Here is a 23,591-nt window from a genome sequence, read left to right as displayed (position 1 = left end):
AGTCATCCCTTATACAATGCGAAACGCATCCACCAGCACGCATCGACGCAGCCGCACAAAGGTACGCGCGCTGGTCACCCCTTCGCCAGTTGGCGTGGTGATAGTCATGGTGGTCCAGCCTTCTCCGCCCAATCCAAGCCCGGCAATGCACGGCCCGTTTTTGACGAAAATGCTGGTGTCGATGGCGTTCGCCATCTGGTTCATGTTGTCGATATTGCGCGAGTGCATCGCCGCCGTATGGTGGCAACCGCCTTCAAGCTGAACCGCCAGGGCGATGGCTTCTTCGACGTTGGCGACCCGTACCACCGGCAGTACCGGCATCATCATTTCAGTGACGGCAAACGGATGGTTAGCTGGCGTTTCCACAAATAGCAGGCGCGTTTGATCCGGGATGTTCAGGCCGATGGCTGCGGCGATCTTGCCCGCGTCACGACCGACCCAGTCACGGCTGACGGTGCCTTTACCACGTTCATCGATATTCTTCAGCAGCACCGGCTGGAGCTGTTCGGCCTGAGCGGCGGTCAGTTTCACCGCGTGCTGACCTTCCATCAGACGCATCAGCTCGTCTGCGACGCTATCCACCACAATCAGCACTTTTTCGTCAGCACAGATGATGTTGTTATCAAACGATGCGCCTTTGACGATGGATTGTGCAGCGCGCGGCAGGTCGGCGGTCTCATCCACCACCACCGGGGGATTACCGGCACCGGCGGCGATCAGGCGTTTATTAGTATGTTTGCGCGCCGCGTCCACCACCGCTTCGCCGCCAGTCACCACCAGCAGGCCAATACCGGGATATTTGAACAGCCGCTGGGCGGTTTCGATATCCGGGTTCGCCACGGTGACCAGCAGATTTTCCGGGCCGCCGGCGGCGACCACCGCCTGATTGAGGAGGGTGATTGCCCGCTGAGAGACCTTTTTCGCCGCCGGATGCGGGGCAAACACGACGCTGTTGCCTGCGGCAATCAGGCTGATGGCGTTATTAATCACCGTCGCCGCCGGATTGGTGGACGGCGTGACCGAGGCCACCACGCCCCACGGCGCATTTTCAATCAGCGTCAGGCCGTTATCGCCGGTCAGCACCTGCGGAGATAAACACTCGACGCCCGGCGTGCCGCGCGCCTGCGCCACGTTTTTAGCAAATTTATCGTCAACGCGTCCCATGCCGGTTTCGCTGACGGCAAGCTCCGCTAATTCTCGGGCGTGTTTTTCGCCCGCCTCGCGAATGGCATGAATAGCAAGCTGGCGCATCGCCACGCTCTTCAGCCCCTGCTGGGCACGTTTTGCTGCCGCCACTGCGTCATCCAGGGAGGCAAAAACGCCCATCTCATGAACAGTGCTGGCCGGCTGGCTGCTGTCTTTCATTTTCAGCAGTACCGCTTTCACCACCTGTTCAATATCCTGTTGATTCATGATGTTCAGTCCTATTTATGGAAAACCACTTTCCCGCCAGCCACCACTTCATCGACGATGCCAATGACGCACAGATCGACCGGTGATAATTCGCTGCGATGCGCCTGGCGCGCGGAACTGCCGCTGACCAGCAGTACCCACTCTCCGGTTCCCGCCCCGATACTGTCGATAGCGACGGCACACTGCCCGTCGGGGTTGCCCTGGGCATCGATCATTTCCACCATCAGCAATTTGTCATGCGCCAGTCCCTGATGGCGGACGGTACATACGATTTGTCCTGTGACGACTGCCAGTTTCATATCCGCCTCCATGGATTGCCCGTTGGGTCGTAGGCCTTGAATCTGCGCACCATCAGGCAATGGCGCGCATTCATGCCGGATGGCGACGCTGCGCGTCTTATCCGGCCTACCATCAAATGTTGCTGTCGCCTTTGAAGCTGATCGGGAACACTTCTTCCAGATCGCCGTGCGGGCGTGGAATCACGTGTACAGAGACCAGCTCGCCAATGCGCTGCGCCGCAGCGGCGCCAGCATCGGTTGCGGCTTTGCACGCCGCCACGTCGCCACGCACCATAGCCGTACACAGGCCACCGCCAATCTGCTTCACGCCGACCAGCTTCACGCGTGCGGCTTTTACCATCGCATCTGAGGCCTCAATCAGCGCAACCAGGCCCCGGGTTTCAATCATTCCTAATGCTTCCATCGTGTTTTCCTCTCATTAAAGGGGTCCAGAACGGGACCGTTCATTCAACCAGTGTGTGTAAGCTGCGTTCGCGGCTCACGTCAGCCTGGCGCGGCACGGCTGCCACCAACGCCAGTTCGATAATTTCCTGCACGCTACAGCCTCGGGAGAGGTCGTGAAGCGGCGCGGCAAGCCCCTGAATTAGCGGCCCAACAGCGCGATAGCCTCCCAGACGCTGAGCGATTTTGTAGCCAATATTGCCCGCCTCCAGCGACGGGAAAATCATCACGTTGGCGCGGCCTTGCAGCGGGCTGTCAGGCGCTTTTTGCGCGGCGACCTCCGGGACGAAAGCGGCGTCAAACTGCAATTCACCGTCCACAAGCAGTTGCGGCGCACGTTCGCGAACGAGCTCTGTCGCCTGCTGCACGTTGGCGACATTGGGGTGACGGGCGCTGCCGTTGCTTGAAAATGACAGCATCGCCACGCGCGGCTCTTCGCCGGTAATGGCCCGCCAGGTGCCGGCGCTGGCGATAGCGATATCCGCCAGCTGCGCCGCCGTCGGCTGCGGCACTACGCTGCAATCGGCGAACCCTAATGCCGGACCGGCATACTGCGGCAGCATCAGGAAAATAGACGACAATGTTTTGCACCCGGGTTGCAGGCCAATCACCCGCAGCCCTGCGCGCAACACGTTCGCCGTTGACGACAGGTTGCCTGCGATACACACATCTGCCTCACCGGCGCTCACCATGGCGGCAGCGAACATCAGCGGGTCGCTAAGCTTTTCCACTGCGTCTGGCGGCGTTTTTTCTCCGGCGCGGGCAAGCCAGCGTTGCGCAAAACGCTGGCGCATACTCAGGTTGCTGTGTGGGTCGATGACCTGAATGCCATCCATCGCCATACGATGACTCAGGGCAAACTGACGCAGCGCAAACGGACTGGCGACCAGAACGGGGCGAGCCAGACCGTACTGTTGCAGGTAATGCGCCGCTTTCAGCACGCGTTCGTCCAGCGCATCAGGAAAGACGACTCTGGCGGGGGCGCGTACCGCCAGTTCGCGGGCGCGTTCAATGATCATGGCTTCTCTCCCAACCGTTGTTGAATTTGGGCGACCGTCAGCGGATGTTTCGCCACGCTCAAAATCATCATCACGTAAACCGTGCTGGAGAGACGGTTCAGCGCCTGTAAAATGTCCGGGCGCAAGACCTCAAAACTACGGGTAATAAACACTTGTGCGGCGAGGGTTTCCGTTTCGCGGACTTTGGTTCGCAGCAGATTAAGCAGCGCCGCATCGCGACCGTGACTGGCCTCCGGCACCAGGTGATCGTGGTCGAGATAGCGCAGCGGCTGGTGGGAAAGGCGATGCAGCTCATCCTCGTTCAGTCCGACGATAGACTGCGCCGCCAGCGGTTCATCTATAGCGTCGGCGCGCATAATGTTGCCCAGCCGCGAGCGGATATCGAAAAGCCACGGCTGCCAGGGTTCCGCCAGTTCGATTTGTAGCCACACGGTCAGCGCGATGGCGCTGTCGAGCGCGGCGCGAAAGCCGAGGCGCGGGTCGCTTTTGGCGACCATTTTGTCCGCCGTCAGATGGGTCAGCGTATCGGGCTTTTTCACCACCGGCTGGCGGCACAGTTCACAGCAGGCCTGTGGGTGCGTATCGCTACTGGTTAAGCCATGTACCGGCTGCGGCTGCTGTTCGTCATCATCGACAAACAGCCGACCTTGCTGATCCAGAAACTTAATGCGCAGGCGGCGACTTTCCAGCAGTTCCCGGGCCGAGGGCGTCAGTCGTGCATCAGCGGACAGATGGATCTCCGATCCTTCGCTGAGCGTATGATTCGCTCTGAGCCACGTTTCGGTGATGAAATCGTTCATACGGATTGCCAGTTCGCAGGCCAGGCGACGTACAGAAAGCGCACGGACGTTGGCGTGCCAAATTCAATGCTGGAGCCTTTAGGGATGAACATGACATCTCCGGCTTTGGCAATCATAGTTTCGCCTTCATGGCGTACATGCAGTTCGCCCTCCAGCACCATGTCGATTTCGTCGTAGTTCAGCGTCCACGGGAAAAAGGCGTTGTCCCACTGCATAAACCCGGCGGCCATGCTGCTGCCGTCCTGCTCTGTAACCAGATCGGTTAAGCCGACGCAGTGCGGTTCGGCGCCGTCGAAGCGGCCAAATTTCACACTGCTGCCGTCAATGACTTTCACGCCGCCTTTACCCGTGACGGAGGTAAAGCTCGGCTGCATCGTCCCCAGTTCCAGCGACTGCTTTTCCTTCAGCACTTTTTCCATCAACTGCGCCACCAGGCTTTCAGTAAACTGCCCTTCCGGGAGCTGCGCGATGATGGCTTCCCGAATGCGCTGGCTTTCGCTTTTACACGCCTGCGCCGATGTGGATGCCGGAACGGACTCGTCGCATTCGGTAATCGTGAAGCCCAGTAGTTCCGCTACTTCGCGAGCCTCCGGGGTAATAATGCTGGCGCGCAGCACTACCGACATCGCCTGTTCGCCGCGGGCGTGGGCCGCACGAATATCGTTAGCTGTGATAAGTTTTTTCACCTGCCTCTTCCTCCTGTTCACTGAGAGCCGCCAGATAATCCACCAACTGCCGCACGCTTTGCGGGTCGTGGCCGTTGAGCTCGAAAATCGGCTCCCGGAACCCAATCTCGCAAAGCAACTGCCGCGTAGCGGCGACGTCGGCATCCGGCATGTCCGTTTTGCTGATAACGGCGATATGTCGTTTACGGGTTCCAACATCCAATAACCCGGCAGGTAAGCGACTTTCTTTATCGTTTGCCGCGTGGACATAAATCAGCGTGTCCACATCCTGCAACGTGGTAATTAAGGCGTGATACCAACGGGGATGGCTAAAATATTCACCCGGCGTATCGATATCGCCATGATCATTAAATTCCACGGCCTGCGTTTTTCTGGCGAGGGAATAATTTCCCCGTAACGCGTTAAAAAGCGTTGTTTTTCCGGCACCGACCGCGCCGACAAAAGCAATACGTTTCATTACCGCCACCAATTAACTTTTTGTTAACTCACACAGGGTAAAGTTTAATAATCGCCCCAGCCCGCTGACCGTCTGTAATAGCGCTTCTTCTACTGCGCCGACGGTGCCATAAATCACCAGCGCGCCGCTAAATCTATCGAGAAAACCGATGTGTACATCCGCAGCCTTCATCGCTAAATCGCCAGCGATCATCGCCGTTTCCCCCGGCGTTAAGGTCATAATGCCAATCGCGCCAGCATCGGGAACGCCGATCTTTTTCGCCAGTTCTTCACCAGGGTGCGCAATGAGATGCGCCAGAGTGACCTGTTTGCCCGGCACAAATTCCTGAATAATGCGTTCTTTATTCATTGCTCACCGTCTCCACTGAAACTGCCGTCATCGTGGCAATTTTTTGTCGGAGTAAATAACAAAATTCGGCAAGGTGATGTAAAAGGTGAGGTAGATCACTAAGAGGAAGAAAATAAAAGTGACTTCTGTCGAAGGTGTTAACGATAAATATCGTGGTGCATCACATTTTCAGGCGTCATTCTGAATTTAAGCTTGTTCCGCAATAAATACTTACCGACTATTCTTTGTATTACTACCATTGATAAAAATAATGCGTATCACTCGATTTGTGCATAGTACAGATTCAGTGAAATAAGTAGGGGTAAGCGCAACAGGTTCCAGAATATCCCCACCCGAGCCTTTCATGCCATGGCGAAGCCCAGCGGCGCATAAAAAAAGCGCAGGAGAACCTGCGCCAGAAGAGAGAGTAATGCGTTATTAAAGCGGCGTGGTTTGCGCTTCAACTACCGCTAACGCCACCATATTCACGATACGACGTACAGAGGCGATCGGCGTTAATACATGTACCGGTTTAGACACGCCCATCAGGACCGGGCCGACCGTGACGCCTTCGGAACTGGAGACGCGGAGTAAGTTGTAACTAATGCGGGCGGCTTCCATATTCGGCATCACCAGAATATTGGCGGCTCCCTTCAGCGGGCTATCCGGCATCCGGTCATTACGAATACTTTCCACCAACGCCGCATCACCGTGCATCTCACCGTCAATCATCAGATCGGGCGCTCGTTCGCGTACCCGCTCAAGGGTTTCGCGCATTTTGCTGGCGGACAGCGAATTTGAGGAACCAAAGTTAGAGTGCGACAACAGCGCGACTTTCGGCTCAATACCAAAGCGGCGAACGGTTTCCGCCGCCATTACGGCGATCTCCGCCAACTGTTCCGGCGTGGGATCTTCGTTAACATAAGTATCGGCGATAAAAGTGTTGCCGCTTGGCAGCAGTAAGGCGTTCATCGCCCCTGCCGTATGCACGCCGTCACGGTAGCCAAAGACGGCTTTCACGACGCTGAAATGCTCATGGTAGTCGCCGATGGTGCCGCAGATCATCGCATCCGCTTCCCCACGCTGCACCATGATCGCGCCAATGGCCGTATGGTTGCCGATCATCGCACGCTGCGCCTGTTCCTGAGTTACCCCGCGACGCTTCATGATCTGGTAATACTCGCTCCAGTACTCTTTGAAGCGCGGATCGGATTCATTATTCACGATCTCGAAATCAACGCCCGCTTTGATCTGTAGCCCCAGTTTCTGGATACGCATTTCGATCACGCTCGGACGTCCGATCAGGATGGGCTTCGCCAGCCCCAGGGTTATCAACTCCTGGGTTGCGTGCAGCACGCGCGCCTCTTCCCCTTCCGGCAGCACTACACGCTTCGGATCTTTGCGTGCCTGCGAGAAGATCGGCTTCATGAACAGGTTGGTTTTGTAGACAAACTCGGTCAGTTTATCGATATAGGCATCAAAGTCAGCAATCGGGCGCGTCGCCACGCCGGAATCCATTGCCGCTTTCGCGACCGCCGGAGCGATTTTGACAATCAGACGCGGGTCAAACGGTTTCGGAATAATGTATTCCGGCCCAAAGCTCAGGTCCTGATCGCCATAGGCCGAGGCCACCACTTCGCTCTGTTCGGCGTGCGCCAGCTCGGCAATCGCACGGACCGCCGCCAGTTTCATCTCTTCGTTGATCGCCGTCGCGCCGACGTCCAGTGCGCCGCGGAAGATAAACGGGAAGCACAATACGTTGTTCACCTGGTTCGGATAGTCGGAACGACCGGTACAGATGATGGCGTCCGGACGCACTTCTTTCGCCAGCGGCGGCAGAATTTCCGGTTCCGGGTTGGCCAGCGCCAGAATCATTGGCGCGCGGGCCATTTTCTTCACCATCTCCTGAGTCAGCACTTTCGGGCCTGAACAGCCGAGGAAAATATCCGCGCCGTCAATGACCTCATCCAGCGTGCGCTTGCCGCTGTCGTCTACCGCATAGGCCGCTTTGGTCTCCGCCATATTCGGCTCACGGCCTTTGTAAATAACGCCCTTAGAGTCGCACACCACGATGTTGTGCTTTTGCATCCCCAACGCGACCAGCAGGTTCATACAAGCGATTGCCGCCGCCCCTGCGCCGGAGACGACCATCCGTACGTCGGAAATATTTTTCTCTACGACTCGCAGGCCATTAAGAATGGCGGCCGTACTGATGATCGCCGTTCCGTGCTGATCGTCATGGAAAACCGGGATGTTCATGCGCTCGCGCAGTTTCTGCTCAATATAGAAACATTCCGGCGCTTTAATGTCTTCAAGGTTAATGCCGCCAAAGGTCGGCTCCAGCGCTGCGACCACATTGATAAATTTGTCCGGATCAAGCTCATCGACTTCAATGTCAAACACATCGATGCCGGCGAATTTTTTAAACAGAACGCCTTTGCCTTCCATGACCGGCTTGCCGGCCAGCGCGCCAATGTTGCCTAACCCCAGCACCGCTGTACCGTTGGAAATGACCGCGACAAGGTTGCCACGCGCGGTGTATTTGTAGGCTGCCAGCGGATCTTTTTCGATTTCCAGGCAGGGCGCCGCCACGCCTGGCGAGTAAGCCAACGCCAGATCGCGTTGGGTGGCAAGGGGCTTAGTCGGAGAAACCTGAATTTTACCGGGTACCGGAAATTCGTGGAAATCAAGGGCGCTTTGTTTTAACTGCTCATCCATCTTGTTGTTCCTTTCACGTATCGTTCAAAAAGTGACGCGGCCTGGTGCGCCGCACATTATCACCGTACTGCGCAACACAAACTTTGAAGGTCTGCAAACTATCACGACGCAGCGCAAGAGTTTGTTATCAACTTATAACGGTCATGTTACCTGCTTATACCAGCAATACCATGCCTGTCTGCTATGCTTTTTGGTTATGTAGTGTATCAATCTTTCAGAAGTGTGAATCAACACACTCATCTAACACTTTACTTTTCAAGGAGTATTTCCTATGAACCAGCTAGACGGCATCAAACAATTCACTACCGTCGTCGCCGACAGCGGCGACATCGAGTCCATCCGCCACTACCAGCCGCAGGATGCCACGACAAATCCCTCTTTACTGCTGAAAGCCGCCGGGCTTGAGCAGTATGGTCATTTGATTGAGGATGCGATTGCCTGGGGAAAAAAACACGGCGGTACGCAGGAACAGCAGGTTGCGGCAGCCAGCGATAAACTGGCGGTTAATTTTGGCGCGGAAATACTGAAAAGTATTCCCGGTCGCGTCTCCACTGAAGTCGACGCGCGGTTATCGTTCGATAAAGAAAAAAGTATCGAGAAAGCACGCCATCTGGTGGATCTCTACCAGCAGCAGGATGTTGATAAATCACGCATTCTGATCAAGCTCGCCGCGACCTGGGAAGGTATTCGCGCCGCCGAACAGCTCGAAAAAGAAGGCATTAATTGCAACCTGACGTTGTTGTTCTCTTTTGCCCAGGCGCGCGCCTGCGCCGAAGCGGGCGTCTATTTAATCTCTCCGTTCGTGGGCCGAATTTACGACTGGTATCAGGCGCGTAGTCCACTGGAGCCGTATGTCGTGGAGGAAGATCCCGGCGTGAAATCGGTACGCAATATCTACGATTACTTTAAACAACATCGCTATGAAACCATCGTGATGGGGGCAAGTTTCCGCCGTACTGAGCAAATCCTCGCGCTAACCGGCTGCGATCGACTGACTATCTCCCCTAACCTGCTTAAAGAGCTGAAAGAAAAAGAAGAACCGGTGATCCGTAAACTGGTGCCTTCCTCGCAGATGTTCCACCGCCCTACGCCAATGACGGAAGCGGAGTTCCGCTGGGAACATAATCAGGACGCGATGGCCGTAGAGAAGCTGTCGGAAGGTATCCGTCTTTTTGCCATTGACCAGCGCAAACTGGAAGACCTGCTTGCCGCCAAACTATAAACCTTGCATGGAGTGATTTATGTCCCGTAAAGACCTTGCCAATGCGATTCGTGCGCTGAGCATGGATGCCGTTCAAAAAGCCAATTCCGGGCACCCCGGCGCGCCGATGGGGATGGCGGATATCGCTGAAGTGCTATGGAACGATTTTCTTAAACATAACCCCACCGATCCGACCTGGTATGACCGTGATCGTTTTATCCTTTCCAACGGTCACGCCTCCATGCTGCTCTATAGTCTGCTGCATTTAACCGGTTATGACCTGCCGCTGGAGGAGTTAAAAAACTTCCGTCAACTGCACTCTAAAACGCCAGGTCACCCGGAGATTGGCTATACGCCCGGCGTTGAAACCACCACCGGACCGCTGGGCCAGGGGCTGGCGAATGCCGTCGGGCTGGCGATTGCCGAGCGTACGTTAGGCGCACAGTTCAACCGGCCGGACCATGAGATTGTCGACCACTACACCTATGTCTTTATGGGCGACGGCTGTCTGATGGAGGGGATCTCGCATGAGGTGTGTTCGCTGGCTGGTACGCTGGGACTGGGCAAACTGATCGGCTTTTACGATCACAACGGCATCTCCATTGATGGCGAAACCGAAGGCTGGTTTACCGACGATACCGCCAAACGTTTTGAAGCCTACCACTGGCATGTCGTGCATGACATTGACGGGCACGATCCGGAAGCGGTGAAAAAAGCCATTCTCGAAGCCCAGAGCGTAAAAGATAAACCTTCGCTAATTATCTGTCGGACGGTGATAGGTTTTGGCTCGCCGAATAAAGCCGGGAAGGAGGAGTCGCACGGCGCGGCGCTGGGCGAAGAAGAGGTGGCGCTGACCCGCCAGAAGCTGGGATGGCACCATCCGGCGTTTGAGATCCCAAAAGAGATTTACCGCGCGTGGGATGGCCGTGAAAAAGGCGAGAAAGCGCAGCAGCAGTGGCAGGAAAAGTTTGCTGCTTATGAGAAGGCTTATCCTGAGCTGGCCGCAGAGTTTACCCGCCGGATGAGCGGCGGACTGCCGGAGGCATGGGAATCCGCCACGCAAAAATTTATTAACGACTTGCAGGCTAATCCGGCCAAAATCGCCACCCGTAAAGCATCGCAAAATACGCTCAATGCCTATGGTCCCCTGTTGCCGGAACTGTTGGGCGGATCGGCGGATCTGGCGCCGAGCAACCTGACTATCTGGAAAGGTTCGACCTCGTTGAAAGAGGATCCGGCAGGTAATTACATCCACTATGGCGTGCGCGAATTCGGCATGACCGCCATTGCCAACGGCATCGCCCACCACGGCGGCTTTGTACCGTATACCGCCACGTTTCTGATGTTTGTCGAATATGCGCGTAACGCGGCACGTATGGCGGCCTTAATGAAAGCCCGGCAGATTATGGTCTATACCCACGACTCCATCGGTTTGGGCGAAGATGGCCCGACGCACCAGGCCGTGGAACAACTGGCGAGCCTGCGCTTAACGCCAAACTTCAGCACCTGGCGTCCCTGCGATCAGGTTGAGGCGGCGGTCGGCTGGAAGCTGGCCATTGAACGTCACCACGGGCCGACGGCGTTGATTCTCTCGCGGCAGAATCTGGCGCAGGTGGAACGCACGCCGGAACAGGTGAAAGCGATTGCCCGCGGCGGTTATATTCTGAAAGATAGCGGCGGCAAGCCGGATATCATTCTGATCGCTACCGGATCGGAAATGGAAATTACCCTACAGGCGGCGGAAAAATTGACTGGCGAGGGGCATAACGTTCGCGTGGTGTCGTTGCCTTCAACGGATATTTTCGATGCGCAGGACGAGGCATATCGCGAATCAGTGCTACCGGCGCACGTGACCGCCCGCGTCGCGGTGGAAGCCGGTATAGCCGACTACTGGTATAAATATGTTGGCCTAAAAGGCGCAATTATCGGCATGACGGGATACGGTGAATCCGCCCCGGCTGACAAACTGTTCCCGTATTTTGGCTTTACCGTGGAAAATATTGTAGAAAAAGCCCGCCGGGTGCTAAACATCAAAGGCTAAGGCGAGCGTTAGCAACACAGACTTTGCACAGTCTGCAGACCTGTTCTGTAGGCTGTGCAAAATTACTTCGTAGACTCAGGCGCATCTGACTGCCCGATGACGACCTCATCAATGGATTTATGGCACATCAGGCAAAAGGCCTTTTTTTTATGCGCCTGCAATGTTGAATCCCACGCCGCTGATCCGCCTTCTTTATTCACTTTTTCTCTTATCGCCGCCAGCCGATCTATTTCATAATAAGCGCTCAGGCAGCCACAATGGGGGCATAATACGGGGCCATTATTTATTTTCATACTATTTCCTGCTGTGGTGAGGCTATCGGGTAAAGTAACAATCCTACCGTAACGTAGCAATCTCTATACCATAAATGAAACCTCAATAGGTGTATCCCTATTCTGAAAAGGGGATAACAACCAGGATTCAACGCGTGATCCACAGCGTAGGCCAGGCATCCGGCCCGTGCCAGTTATCGCAGCTCGGTTCTTCGGCATAACGCACCAGACGAAAACGATCGCCATCATAACGCCAGCGCGTCTGGATACCACAGTCGGTTAACCCCCGCCCTTTCGCCAACGTCACCAGCTCGCGCGTTTTCTCGTCAAAGAAGGCGTTCATCAACTCCATGTCATTACTTTCGACGCCGCGATTAAACGGCAGCCGCAAACGCACGGCGCGCGAGACGAGCGTTTTTTTGCGTGAAACTACCCAGGCGAGATCAATAGTGTTATAGGCGCCGGCTTCGCAGTTAACAATCAATAACGCTTTATCATCCGTCAACGCGCTGACCTGCGTCTCGCGACGCAGCGGGTCAAGCGAACAACGAATGCCGTTTACCCGCCATGCTGCGTAGTCCAGCAGATCGTCGCGTTCTTCCTCACTCAGCGGTACGGGCGTTGGATTAATCACGGCGATCCCCTTTAATGCCGGTGCCGGAGGCACGCTGAGCGGCGGTTCGTTTCCTTTTTCAATCCAGGCGGTTTCGCTGCCCACACGTTTTTGTTGCGCGTCGATAAACAGTAATGCCGCTTTTAATCCCGCCAGCGAAAGCGTCTGAACGCCGTTTTTTAAGGTGATGGCCTGCGCATCCTGAATCGTCTGTAAAAATGCGGTGATGGTGGCAGGATCGCCGGTCATGAGATGCCAGGGCGACACGCGCCAGTGTGGACTGTTGAACGAAAGCGGTTTGCCATCCAGCAATAAGCGAGGCGCAATTGCGGCTTCTTTAGCGTCGGGCGGCGCCAAACCGCCGCGATCGATACGCAGTACCGCATCGGTACGCGCCCCGGCGCTGCGGCTTAATGTCATCACCAGCCCATGATGTTCGCCAGTATTGCGCGCTACGCAAAAATTTTGGTTATTGCAGGTGACCTGCCAGTCGGAAAAAGTCCGTTGCGCTGGCGCAGCCCACAGTAGCTGGACCGGCAACAGGCCAAACAGACAAAAAAGAATAACGCGGTAGCGCATGAACGGAACAACCCCAGATTCAGAACAACACAGCTAAGGCGGTATCTTCCTTGCGCGCCTCAGGGTTCTCAATCAGATTTATCGGATTGGTCTTTTTTGTGTAAAGAAATATATTTCTTTTTTTTCAGTCCATTAGATGAGACGTCTGTAAATAGTTAAGCAATAACACGGTCTTACCGTCCCGAATCTCGCCTGAGCGCACCATTTCCAGCGCCCGGGAAAACGGCAGTTCAAGCACCTCAATCTCTTCGTCCTCCACGCCGCCGCCGATGCTGGCACGCTCGCTATCATGATATTCGGCAATGAAGAAATGAATCAGCTCCGTGACGCCGCCTGGCGACATATACAGCTCAAATATCTTGCGTACCTCACCAACGTCATACCCTGTCTCTTCAATGGCCTCTTTACGGATACAGACCTCCGGCTCGTCGTTATCAAGCAGGCCAGCGCAGGTTTCAATTAACATACCGTCTTGATTACCATTGACCCATGTCGCCACGCGAAACTGGCGAACCAGAACCACGGTTTTTTTAGTTGAGTTGTAAAGCAGAATGGTTGCGCCATTCCCGCGATCGTAAACCTCACGCTTGTGACGGATAACCTCGCCATTACGACGGGTCAGGTCATAGGTAATGTTGCGCAGAGTAAAATAATTATCAGAAAGAATTTTATCCTTAATAAGCGTAATGGTTTGCGACATGCTGGCTCCAGGGTGTAAAAAGAGCATTAATATTACGCCGTGAGGTCGGTTTTGTCTGCTGAAGGGTTAATCCTTAATGCCGACTGAACGGATGTACAGCCATATTTTTCTGTCACTGCCATGACCATATTCTGCTTCTCCGGGCCGCAGAGTCCATGCTCGCGATATGATTTGACGGCCGGAGTGAGACTGAGGGAATCATCATGAAATTTACTCTCGTTGCGACGGTTCTACTGACGTTTTCCCTTTCAGCTTTTGCCGTTGAGTATCCGGTATTGACCACCGCGAGCCCTGATCAGGTGGGGTTTGATAGCCAAAAACTTCACCGACTTGATGGCTGGATTCAAAATCAAATTGATGCCGGATATCCCAGCATCAATCTTCTGGTGATAAAAGATAATCATATTGTTCTACAAAAAGCCTGGGGCTATGCTAAAAAATATGACGGTTCCACGCTGTTAGCCCATCCCATTCGGGCGACCACTAACACGATGTATGACCTGGCTTCAAACACAAAAATGTATGCCACTAACTTTGCATTGCAAAAACTAGTGTATGAAGGAAAAATAGATGTCAATGATTTGGTATCAAAATATATCCCCGGCTTTAAGGATATGCCTGGGGATAAAATAAAAGGCAAAGATAAACTCCGCATTATTGATATTCTTCATCACGTCGCGGGCTTTCCTGCCGACCCACAATATCCCAATAAAAACGTCGCCGGTAAATTATTTTCACAGAGTAAAAGCACTACTCTGGAGATGATTAAAAAGACACCGCTGGAATATCAACCTGGGTCGAAGCATATCTACAGCGACGTGGATTATATGATTCTTGGTTTTATCATTGAATCGATAACGGCAATGCCATTAGATCGCTACGTCGAAACCACCATTTATAAACCGCTCGGATTAAAACATACCGTCTTTAACCCGCTGATGAAAGGCTTCACGCCGCCGCAAATCGCCGCAACGGAACTACATGGCAACACGCGTGACGGCGTGATTCATTTCCCCAATATTCGCACCAATACACTATGGGGCCAGGTGCATGATGAAAAAGCCTGGTACTCAATGGGCGGCGTTTCAGGACACGCCGGACTGTTTTCTGACACCCATGATATGGCTGTGTTAATGCAAGTCATGCTCAATGGGGGCGGCTACGGTAACGTGAAGCTATTCGACAACAAAACGGTTGCGCAGTTTACTCGCCGCTCGCCAGAAGACGCTACCTTTGGTCTGGGGTGGCGCGTTAACGGCAACGCCTCAATGACCCCCACGTTCGGGGTATTAGCCAGTCCGCAAACGTATGGACATACCGGATGGACCGGAACGCTGACGTCTATCGATCCGGTTAATCATATGGCGATTGTGATTTTAGGTAACAGGCCGCACTCGCCGGTAGCAAATCCTAAAGTGAATCCAAATGTTTTTGTCAGTGGATTATTACCTGCGGCGACGTATGGCTGGATTGTTGACCAGATATATGGTTCCTTAAAATAAAAATTAAGAGCCTATCCCACCAGGCGTTATTGGCGCAGCCAGTTTGGACACGGACAGCGCGCAAAAACCTCACGTACACGTAGTACGTGAGGTTTGACTCGCTACGCTCGCCCTTCGGGCCGCCGCAAGCGGCGTTCAAAACGCTAACGCGTTTTGGCGAGCACTGCCCAGGACCAAAATGGCAAGTAAAATAGCCCTAATGGGATAGGCTCTAAGAAGGGATTCTGATAGCGTCCCTTCCTTCAATTTACACTCTATTTTCAATACTAAGATTGGCCTCATCAGGCCTGTTAAACGTCGACCCGACGGGAAAATGTTTATCGCAGGGCGTCCAGCCCTGCGAGCGTCAACATTTCTGCAAACGGAGTAAGGTTAGCCAATAAGTTTAAGATTTTTTATCACTCAATCATTTAACCGTTCCAGGCCTTAACCGGCCTACAAATACGCTTATTTAGCTAACCAGTCGAGTATCCCCTGCGCGGCATGTCGGCCTTCTGCCATCGCCGTCACCACCAGATCGGCGCCGCGCACCGCATCTCCGCCGGCGAAAATTTTCGGGTTGGACGTCTGGTAACGAAACTCGCTCTCGACGCTGGCGGCAATACGTCCCCAGTTATCCACCTTCACGCCATGCGATTCCAGCCACGACATACCATGCGGATGAAAACCAAACGCCATAATGACCGCATCCGCCGGCATCACGAACTCGCTGTCCGGTACAGGTACCGGGCGGCGTCGCCCCTGACCATCCGGTTCGCCAAGCCGCGTACGCAAAAAGCGAATACCGCTGGCGCGCCCGTGCGTATCCAGCACCAACTCAACCGGCTGAACGTTAAATTCAAAGTTCGCGCCCTCTTCCCGCGCGTTTTTCACCTCTTTTTTCGACCCCGGCATATTGGCCTCATCGCGGCGATAAGCGCAGGTGACGTTAGCAGCGCCATGACGCAGCGCCGTACGTACGCAGTCCATTGCGGTGTCACCGCCGCCCAGCACAACCACGTTAAGGCCCGCAGTATCAATAAACGGCTCGTCAGGCAACGCCGGAAGCCCCATCACCTGTTTGGTATTGGCGATGAGGAATGGCAACGCATCATATACCCCCGGCGCGTCTTCATTCGGTAAATCAGCCTTCATGGAACGATAGGTTCCTACCCCGACAAAGACGGCGTCATAACTCTCCAGCAGCGTCTCCAGAGAAATATCTTTCCCTACTTCGCAGTTAAGCTCGAAACGAATCCCCATCGCGCTGAAGATCTCCCGACGGCGCGCCAGCAGAGATTTATCCAGTTTGAAAGCCGGAATACCAAAGGTGAGCAAACCGCCGATTTCCGGATGGCGATCGTAGACGGTGGCGCTTACGCCATGGCGCGCCAGCACGTCAGCGCAGGCAAGACCTGCCGGCCCCGCGCCGATAATCGCCACGCGCTTATCGCTCTTCTGTACGTCCGACAGGTCGGGACGCCAGCCTTTGCTCAGAGCGCGATCGGAGATATAGCGCTCAATGTTGCCGATGGTAACCGCGCCATACTCATCGCGGAGTGTACACGCGCCTTCACATAGCCGGTCCTGCGGACAAACGCGCCCGGTAATTTCCGGCAGGCAGTTGGTCTGGTGAGAAAGCTCTACCGCCGCATCAATATCGCCGGCTTTCACCAGTTCGATCCACTGGGGAATATGGTTATGCAGCGGACAGGTCCATTCGCAGATACTGTGTTCCCCGCATGTGAGGCAGCGGGACGCTTCACGCTCGGCCTGCGCGGCGCGAAACGGCAGATAAATTTCCTCAAAGGTGGTTTTACGCGCTTCAATCGCCAGTTTATCCGGTTCGCCGCGCGGCGGCGTCGCCTGCATACGCTCGACTTTGCTGCTTGCTGTCCCACTGTGTTGTGTATCCACGGTATGCCAGGGGCGAATCTCCTGCCGGGCGGTACGCAGCCGTCGCGTTTTGGCCAGACGGGTCAACGAGTCTTCGGTGACCAGTTGCAGCGCATCCGCCGGGCAATTTTCCACACAGGCCGGCCCCTGTTCACGTCCCTGACACAGATCGCATTTATGCGCGCTGGCTTTGAACTGGTTTGGCGCGACGGGCGTCAATACCATCTGCATGGTGCCGAATGGGCAGGCGACGACGCAGGATTTACAGCCGATGCACTTCTGCGCATTGACCTGCACGCTGTCGTTAATATGCGCGATCGCGCCGTTCGGACAGCTACGGGCGCAGGGCGCATCTTCGCAATGGTGACATGTGACCGCGCTGCGCTGGCGCTGATGTTTGATGACAGTAATTCGGGGCTGATAGCGCTGTGGCGTCAGAACATGTCGCTCATCATTGTGAGCCATTACGCAGGCGACCTCGCAGGCATGGCATCCCAGACACTGCTGGCTATTGGCCATAATAAAACGATTCATGGCGTCCTTCTGTTTTGGTTGCAAAAACCTTATTCTTTATATGAGCATTGTTATTAACTGACGAAGGCGGGGTCGGCAATGTTCATCTGCCCAGGAAGCACAACTATCTGTCCAGAACCTGTGGCAGATCAATTTATTTCAAAGCAAATGAAATTGCGGTTCAGCTAAATGCGGGGAGTACCAGTGTGACGGTTAAACGCCCGGTCTCGGCCAGTCTGGCTAAGGCTTTTTTCTATATTGTGCTGTTGTCTATTCTGTCCACCGGCAGCGCATTACTGACGCTGACCAGCAGTTTACGGGATGCCGAAGCGATCAATATCGCCGGTTCGCTACGAATGCAGAGCTATCGGCTGGGTTACGATCTGCAAAGCCGTAGCCCGCAGATTAATGCGCATCGTCAACTTTTCCAGCACGCGCTCAACTCGCCGGTACTGCAAAATCTCAACGCCTGGTATGTGCCGCAGGCGGTGAAAACTCGCTACGCGCGCCTGCACGCCAACTGGCTGGAGATGAATAGCCGCCTACAGGACGGCGACATTGCCTGGTATCAGACCAATATCAACAATTACGTCGATCAAATTGATCTCTTCGTTCTGGCATTACAGCATTACGCCGAGCGTAAAGTCATGCTGGTCGTCGCCATATCGCTGGCGGGCGGTATCGGCATATTTACGCTGGTCTTTTTTACCCTACGACGTATCCGCCAGCAGGTCGTTCGCCCGCTAAATCAACTGGTCACCGCCAGTCAGCGTATTGAACATGGTCAGTTCGCCCCGCTGCCGCTGGATACCAGCTTACCCAATGAGCTGGGATTGTTGGCGAAAACGTTTAGCCAGATGTCGAGCGAGCTGCATAAACTTTACCGTTCGCTGGAAGCCTCGGTGGAAGAAAAAACGCACGATCTGCACGAAGCGCATCGCCGCCTGGAGGTGTTATACCAGTGCTCTCAGGCACTGAATACCAGCCAAATCGATGTCCACTGTTTTCGCCATATTTTGCAAATTGTCCGTGAACATGACGCCGCCTGGTATCTGGAGTTAACCGTGGGCGATAACTGGCGGATTAGCGAAGGCATGCAAAGCCCCGACCTGCCGATGCAAATGCTGCCAGTGACGATGCAGGACACGGTCTATGGCGAACTCCACTGGCAAAGCCCCAACGTTAATGCCTCTACGCCGCTGCTGAACAGCGTCTCCACGATGCTGGGGCGTGGTTTGTACTTTAATCAGGCGCAAAAACACTTCCAGCAACTTTTGTTAATGGAAGAGCGCGCGACGATTGCCCGTGAGCTACACGATTCGCTGGCGCAGGTACTTTCTTATTTACGTATTCAGTTAACGCTTTTGAAGCGCGCTATTCCTGAGGATAACGCCGGCGCGCAAAGCATCATGGCGGATTTTTCCAGAGCGCTGAACGACGCCTACCGTCAGCTTCGCGAGCTACTCACCACGTTCCGTCTGACGTTACAGCAGGCCGATTTACCCTCCGCATTGCATGAGATGCTGGAAGATTTACAGAGTCAGACTCCGGCCAAACTCACGTTGGATTGCCGTTTACCCACGCTGGCGCTGGATGCGCAAATGCAGGTGCATTTATTGCAAATTGTGCGTGAAGCGGTCCTGAACGCCATTAAACACGCCAACGCGAGCGAAATCGCCGTGAGCTGCGTCACCGCGCCTGACGGCGATCATACCGTTTATATTCGCGATAATGGCATTGGTATCGGCGAACCGCATGAGCCTGCCGGACACTATGGTCTGAATATAATGCGTGAGCGCGCGGAGCGGCTTGGCGGCACGCTGAATTTTTCGCAACCCTCCGGCGGCGGCACGCTGGTCAGTATCAGTTTTCGCTCCTCCAACAAGGAAGAGAGTCAGTTAACGTAAAGAACGGCAAATCACCGGAAGGCCAGATGTCAGGCTTTCCGGCGTTGGCACAAAAAGTATGCTGTAAAAGCGCATGATAATTTACATTATCTCCTTTATTTCTCCACGTTTGGCTCGTAGCTTGCCGCTACAGTGAAGCAGTTCAAATCTATAACGATATGTAGAAACACGAGGTTTCCCTTTAATGGCGAATTTTTTTATCGATCGCCCCATTTTTGCCTGGGTGCTGGCTATCCTGTTGTGTCTGACAGGGGCGTTAGCCATTTTCTCTTTACCTGTTGAACAATATCCCGATCTGGCGCCGCCCAACGTACGTATTACCGCGAATTATCCGGGAGCGTCGGCGCAAACGCTGGAAAATACCGTAACCCAGGTTATTGAGCAGAATATGACGGGCCTCGATAATCTGATGTACATGTCATCACAAAGCAGCGGAACCGGACAGGCGACCATCACCCTGAGCTTTATTGCGGGAACCGATCCTGATGAGGCGGTTCAGCAGGTGCAAAACCAGTTACAGTCCGCGATGCGTAAACTGCCGCAGGCGGTACAGGATCAAGGCGTCACGGTACGCAAAACGGGCGATACCAATATTTTGACCATCGCTTTCGTCTCTACCGACGGTTCTATGGACAAGCAGGATATCGCCGACTACGTCGCCAGTAATATTCAGGACCCGCTCAGCCGCGTCAACGGCGTGGGCGATATTGACGCTTATGGTTCACAGTACTCTATGCGTATCTGGCTCGATCCGGCCAAATTGAATAGTTTTCAGATGACCACGAAAGACGTGACCGATGCGATTGAGTCGCAGAATGCGCAAATCGCCGTCGGGCAGCTTGGCGGTACGCCTTCGGTCGACAAGCAGGCGCTGAACGCCACCATTAATGCGCAGTCACTGCTGCAAACGCCGCAACAATTTCGCGATATCACCCTGCGCGTTAATCAGGACGGTTCCGAGGTCAAACTGGGCGATGTCGCCACCGTGGAGCTGGGGGCGGAAAAATATGACTACCTCAGCCGTTTTAACGGCAATCCGGCTTCCGGTCTTGGCGTTAAGCTGGCCTCCGGCGCGAACGAAATGGCGACCGCGAAGCTGGTACTGGATCGCCTCAACGAGCTGGCGCAGTACTTCCCTCACGGCCTGGAATACAAGATCGCGTATGAAACCACCTCCTTTGTCAAAGCCTCGATTATCGATGTGGTCAAAACGTTGCTGGAAGCTATCGCGCTGGTTTTCCTGGTGATGTATCTGTTCCTGCAAAACTTTCGCGCCACGCTAATTCCGACGATCGCCGTGCCGGTAGTATTAATGGGCACCTTCTCCGTGCTTTACGCGTTTGGCTACAGTATTAACACATTAACCATGTTCGCGATGGTGCTGGCGATCGGGCTCCTGGTCGACGATGCCATCGTGGTGGTGGAAAACGTCGAACGTATCATGAGCGAAGAAGGGCTCACGCCGCGTGAAGCGACGCGCAAATCCATGGGACAAATCCAGGGGGCGCTGGTCGGTATCGCGATGGTGCTGTCTGCGGTATTCGTGCCGATGGCGTTCTTTGGCGGTACCACCGGGGCAATTTATCGTCAGTTTTCTATCACCATTGTCTCGGCAATGGTGCTGTCGGTGCTGGTCGCCATGATCCTGACGCCAGCGTTGTGCGCAACGTTATTAAAACCGCTGCACAAAGGCGAGCAGCACGGGCAACGCGGATTTTTCGGCTGGTTTAACCGTACCTTCAATCGTAATGCCGAACGTTATGAGAAAGGCGTAGCGAAAATTTTGCATCGCAGCCTGCGCTGGATTCTGATTTATGTTCTGTTGCTTGGCGGCATGGTGTTCCTGTTTTTGCGCCTTCCCACCTCCTTTCTGCCGCAGGAAGATCGGGGCATGTTCACTACGTCTATCCAGCTACCGAGCGGTTCTACGCAACAGCAGACCCTGAAAGTTGTTGAAAAGGTTGAAAACTATTACTTCACCCATGAGAAAGACAACATTATGTCGGTCTTCTCGACGGTCGGTTCCGGCCCTGGCGGGAACGGGCAAAACGTCGCGCGCATGTTTGTTCGCTTGAAAGACTGGGACGCGCGCGATCCCACCACCGGCTCCTCGTTCGCCATTATTGAGCGGGCGACAAAAGCATTTAACCAGATTAAAGAAGCTCGCGTCTTCGCCAGCAGCCCGCCGGCAATTAGCGGTCTGGGCAGCTCCGCCGGTTTTGATATGGAATTACAGGATCACGCCGGAGCAGGCCATGACGCGCTGATGGCCGCACGAGATCAACTCATTGAGCTGGCCGGGAAAAACAGTTCCTTGACCCGCGTGCGCCACAACGGCCTGGACGACAGCCCGCAACTGCAAATTGATATTGACCAACGGAAAGCGCAGGCGCTGGGCGTATCGATTGACGATATCAACGACACCCTGCAAACAGCCTGGGGGTCGAGCTACGTCAACGACTTCATGGACCGGGGCCGCGTGAAGAAGGTCTATGTTCAGGCCGCAGCGAAATATCGTATGTTGCCGGATGATATTAATCTTTGGTATGTCCGTAACAAAGAGGGCGGCATGGTCCCCTTCTCCGCCTTCGCCACCTCGCGCTGGGAAACCGGATCGCCGCGTCTGGAACGCTATAACGGCTATTCGGCGGTAGAAATTGTCGGAGAGGCCGCGCCGGGGGTCAGTACCGGGACGGCGATGGATGTCATGGAGTCGTTGGTGCATCAGCTACCGGGCGGTTTTGGCCTGGAATGGACAGCCATGTCTTACCAGGAACGGCTCTCCGGCGCGCAGGCGCCTGCGCTGTACGCTATTTCGCTATTAGTCGTCTTCCTGTGTCTGGCGGCATTGTATGAAAGCTGGTCGGTGCCCTTCTCGGTGATGCTGGTTGTGCCGCTCGGGGTCATCGGCGCGTTACTCGCCACCTGGATGCGCGGGCTGGAAAACGATGTTTACTTCCAGGTGGGGCTGTTGACCGTTATCGGCCTCTCGGCGAAAAACGCGATTCTGATTGTGGAATTCGCCAACGAAATGAATCAGAAGGGACACGCGCTGTTAGACGCCACGCTGTACGCCAGCCGCCAGCGCCTGCGACCGATACTGATGACTTCGCTGGCGTTTATCTTTGGCGTATTGCCGATGGCCACCAGCACCGGGGCAGGCTCGGGTAGCCAACATGCTGTCGGAACCGGCGTGATGGGGGGAATGATCTCAGCAACCGTTCTGGCTATCTTCTTTGTACCCCTGTTTTTCGTGCTGATACGTCGCCGCTTCCCGCTGAAGCCGCGCCCGGAATAAGATCCCGGCCAGCCTGATACGAGGTGCCGGGCACAAAAAAGGCGACTTTCGTTGAGTCGCCTTTTCTTTTCCCCTATGGGAGCGCGGTGCCTTCCAGGCATTTATTTACGAAGCATGACTTCGATAAAATCTTTCCAGTTCCCCAGTTCACGTTCAATCATAATAGCCTCTCTTATTATTATGGGTATTCTACGTAGTTAGCGGTATAGAGAGAAGTTCATTTAACCGATTGTTGCGATATCCTCTGGTTATGCTGTCTATGATATTACTATGGCGCTGTAGCCGTAAATTTTATGTGACTTACTGCAATATTTAGCAACATTAATACCTTTTCTACTACTTTATCAAATCGGATTAAAAAACAAACAATTGCATGTGCGCAAAATAGGATTTTCCTCGCGAATTATAAACAAGCCACATCTGGAACGTTTTGGAATCATTATTCACATTCACTCAACAATGTTATATTGATTGCCGATCAGCGCTGGATAAATAACCATTAACAGCCACACTTATTATCCCGCAGACGATACTATTGATTATTTATTCGAATTTCGCGTTAAAGGATTCAATATGATTACCCTCTATGGCATTAAGAATTGCGACACGATCAAAAAAGCGCGCCGTTGGCTGGAGGAGCATGGCATTGATTATCGTTTTCACGATTACCGTGTGGATGGCATAGACCTCCCTCTTCTTAATACCTTTATTGCCGAACTCGGCTGGCAGCCGTTACTGAATACGCGCGGCACAACATGGCGCAAACTGGATGAAGGCGACCGCAGCGGGATTACCGATGCCGACTCCGCCGCTGCTCTCATGGTTGAACAGCCGGCAATCATCAAACGCCCATTGCTCTGCGCGCCCGGGAAGCCTATGCTGCTTGGTTTCAGTGAATCCCGTTATCAGCAGTTTTTTGATGAGGTGTAG

General features: G+C 54.3%; 20 protein-coding genes. 6 read left to right on the top strand and 14 right to left on the bottom strand.

Features of this window, described 5'->3' with window-relative positions; all coding sequences use genetic code 11:
* Positions 1-9 precede the first annotated feature (9 nt).
* From J4613_RS16795 to maeB, 9 genes are all read right to left on the bottom strand, one after another.
* Positions 10-1,413: an aldehyde dehydrogenase family protein gene (locus J4613_RS16795; protein WP_023239930.1), complete on the bottom strand. Its 1,404-nt coding sequence runs from the start codon at positions 1,411-1,413 to the stop codon at positions 10-12.
* 11 nt (positions 1,414-1,424) lie between these two features.
* Positions 1,425-1,712 carry an ethanolamine utilization microcompartment protein EutN gene (gene eutN, locus J4613_RS16790; RefSeq protein WP_001522340.1) on the bottom strand — a complete coding sequence of 96 codons (288 nt, stop codon included), beginning with the start codon at positions 1,710-1,712 and terminating at the stop codon, positions 1,425-1,427.
* Between the two features lie 112 nt (positions 1,713-1,824).
* Entirely contained in the window at positions 1,825-2,115 is a 291-nt protein-coding gene (gene eutM / locus J4613_RS16785) for an ethanolamine utilization microcompartment protein EutM (RefSeq protein ID WP_000387716.1), read from the bottom strand.
* Between the two features lie 40 nt (positions 2,116-2,155).
* Positions 2,156-3,172 carry a phosphate acetyltransferase gene (gene pta, locus J4613_RS16780; protein WP_023200853.1) on the bottom strand — a complete coding sequence of 339 codons (1,017 nt, stop codon included), beginning with the start codon at positions 3,170-3,172 and terminating at the stop codon, positions 2,156-2,158.
* Positions 3,169-3,972, bottom strand: a complete 804-nt coding sequence (gene eutT, locus J4613_RS16775; protein WP_111742270.1) for an ethanolamine utilization cob(I)yrinic acid a,c-diamide adenosyltransferase EutT — start codon at positions 3,970-3,972, stop codon at positions 3,169-3,171. The genes pta and eutT overlap by 4 nt, the downstream gene beginning before the upstream one ends.
* On the bottom strand, positions 3,969-4,658 hold the full coding sequence (gene eutQ / locus J4613_RS16770) for an ethanolamine utilization acetate kinase EutQ (protein ID WP_000733867.1): 690 nt from the start codon (positions 4,656-4,658) through the stop codon (positions 3,969-3,971). The genes eutT and eutQ overlap by 4 nt, the downstream gene beginning before the upstream one ends.
* Positions 4,636-5,115, bottom strand: a complete 480-nt coding sequence (eutP, locus tag J4613_RS16765) for an ethanolamine utilization acetate kinase EutP (RefSeq protein WP_000820751.1) — start codon at positions 5,113-5,115, stop codon at positions 4,636-4,638. Before eutP ends, eutQ begins: the two co-directional genes overlap by 23 nt.
* Positions 5,116-5,127: 12 nt before the next feature.
* Positions 5,128-5,463, bottom strand: coding sequence for an ethanolamine utilization microcompartment protein EutS (gene eutS, locus J4613_RS16760; RefSeq protein ID WP_001031445.1), 336 nt, complete (start codon positions 5,461-5,463; stop codon positions 5,128-5,130).
* Positions 5,464-5,880: 417 nt separating this feature from the next.
* Complete coding sequence (maeB, locus tag J4613_RS16755) at positions 5,881-8,160, bottom strand: NADP-dependent oxaloacetate-decarboxylating malate dehydrogenase (RefSeq protein WP_000344299.1); 2,280 nt, start codon at positions 8,158-8,160, stop codon at positions 5,881-5,883.
* A gap of 271 nt (positions 8,161-8,431) precedes the next feature.
* Here maeB and tal point away from each other — a divergent pair, with 271 nt between their 5' ends.
* Positions 8,432-9,382, top strand: coding sequence for a transaldolase (tal, locus tag J4613_RS16750; RefSeq protein ID WP_001072435.1), 951 nt, complete (start codon positions 8,432-8,434; stop codon positions 9,380-9,382).
* A gap of 19 nt (positions 9,383-9,401) precedes the next feature.
* On the top strand, positions 9,402-11,402 hold the full coding sequence (tkt, locus tag J4613_RS16745; protein ID WP_000087325.1) for a transketolase: 2,001 nt from the start codon (positions 9,402-9,404) through the stop codon (positions 11,400-11,402).
* Between the two features lie 62 nt (positions 11,403-11,464).
* Here the strand turns inward: tkt and J4613_RS16740 are convergent, their stop codons facing one another.
* The 3 genes from J4613_RS16740 to nudK form a co-directional block, all read right to left on the bottom strand.
* Positions 11,465-11,695 carry a hypothetical protein gene (locus J4613_RS16740; protein WP_000700635.1) on the bottom strand — a complete coding sequence of 77 codons (231 nt, stop codon included), beginning with the start codon at positions 11,693-11,695 and terminating at the stop codon, positions 11,465-11,467.
* A 127-nt stretch (positions 11,696-11,822) separates the two neighbouring features.
* On the bottom strand, positions 11,823-12,866 hold the full coding sequence (locus J4613_RS16735) for a DUF1176 domain-containing protein (protein WP_001270670.1): 1,044 nt from the start codon (positions 12,864-12,866) through the stop codon (positions 11,823-11,825).
* 124 nt (positions 12,867-12,990) lie between these two features.
* Positions 12,991-13,566, bottom strand: coding sequence for a GDP-mannose pyrophosphatase NudK (gene nudK / locus J4613_RS16730; protein WP_000084037.1), 576 nt, complete (start codon positions 13,564-13,566; stop codon positions 12,991-12,993).
* Between the two features lie 203 nt (positions 13,567-13,769).
* Here nudK and pbp4b point away from each other — a divergent pair, with 203 nt between their 5' ends.
* Positions 13,770-15,068, top strand: coding sequence for a penicillin binding protein PBP4B (gene pbp4b, locus J4613_RS16725; RefSeq protein WP_000673295.1), 1,299 nt, complete (start codon positions 13,770-13,772; stop codon positions 15,066-15,068).
* 447 nt (positions 15,069-15,515) lie between these two features.
* Here the strand turns inward: pbp4b and aegA are convergent, their stop codons facing one another.
* Positions 15,516-17,477, bottom strand: a complete 1,962-nt coding sequence (aegA, locus tag J4613_RS16720; RefSeq protein WP_023197974.1) for a formate-dependent uric acid utilization protein AegA — start codon at positions 17,475-17,477, stop codon at positions 15,516-15,518.
* Between the two features lie 185 nt (positions 17,478-17,662).
* Here aegA and narQ point away from each other — a divergent pair, with 185 nt between their 5' ends.
* Positions 17,663-19,363: a nitrate/nitrite two-component system sensor histidine kinase NarQ gene (gene narQ, locus J4613_RS16715; protein WP_000216812.1), complete on the top strand. Its 1,701-nt coding sequence runs from the start codon at positions 17,663-17,665 to the stop codon at positions 19,361-19,363.
* Between the two features lie 184 nt (positions 19,364-19,547).
* Complete coding sequence (acrD, locus tag J4613_RS16710; protein ID WP_001263081.1) at positions 19,548-22,661, top strand: multidrug efflux RND transporter permease AcrD; 3,114 nt, start codon at positions 19,548-19,550, stop codon at positions 22,659-22,661.
* A 101-nt stretch (positions 22,662-22,762) separates the two neighbouring features.
* On the opposite strand, the gene ypfM is transcribed toward acrD, so the two are convergent.
* Positions 22,763-22,822, bottom strand: coding sequence for a protein YpfM (gene ypfM / locus J4613_RS16705; protein WP_001386977.1), 60 nt, complete (start codon positions 22,820-22,822; stop codon positions 22,763-22,765).
* A 412-nt stretch (positions 22,823-23,234) separates the two neighbouring features.
* Here ypfM and J4613_RS16700 point away from each other — a divergent pair, with 412 nt between their 5' ends.
* Positions 23,235-23,591 (top strand): ArsC family reductase, encoded by a 357-nt coding sequence (locus J4613_RS16700; RefSeq protein ID WP_000631923.1) that lies wholly within the window; start codon positions 23,235-23,237, stop codon positions 23,589-23,591.

The organism is Salmonella sp. 32020114201800008SM, from assembly GCF_017572025.1.
GTDB classification, from domain to species: domain Bacteria; phylum Pseudomonadota; class Gammaproteobacteria; order Enterobacterales; family Enterobacteriaceae; genus Salmonella; species Salmonella enterica.
This window is presented reverse-complemented; position numbering and strand designations above follow the sequence as displayed.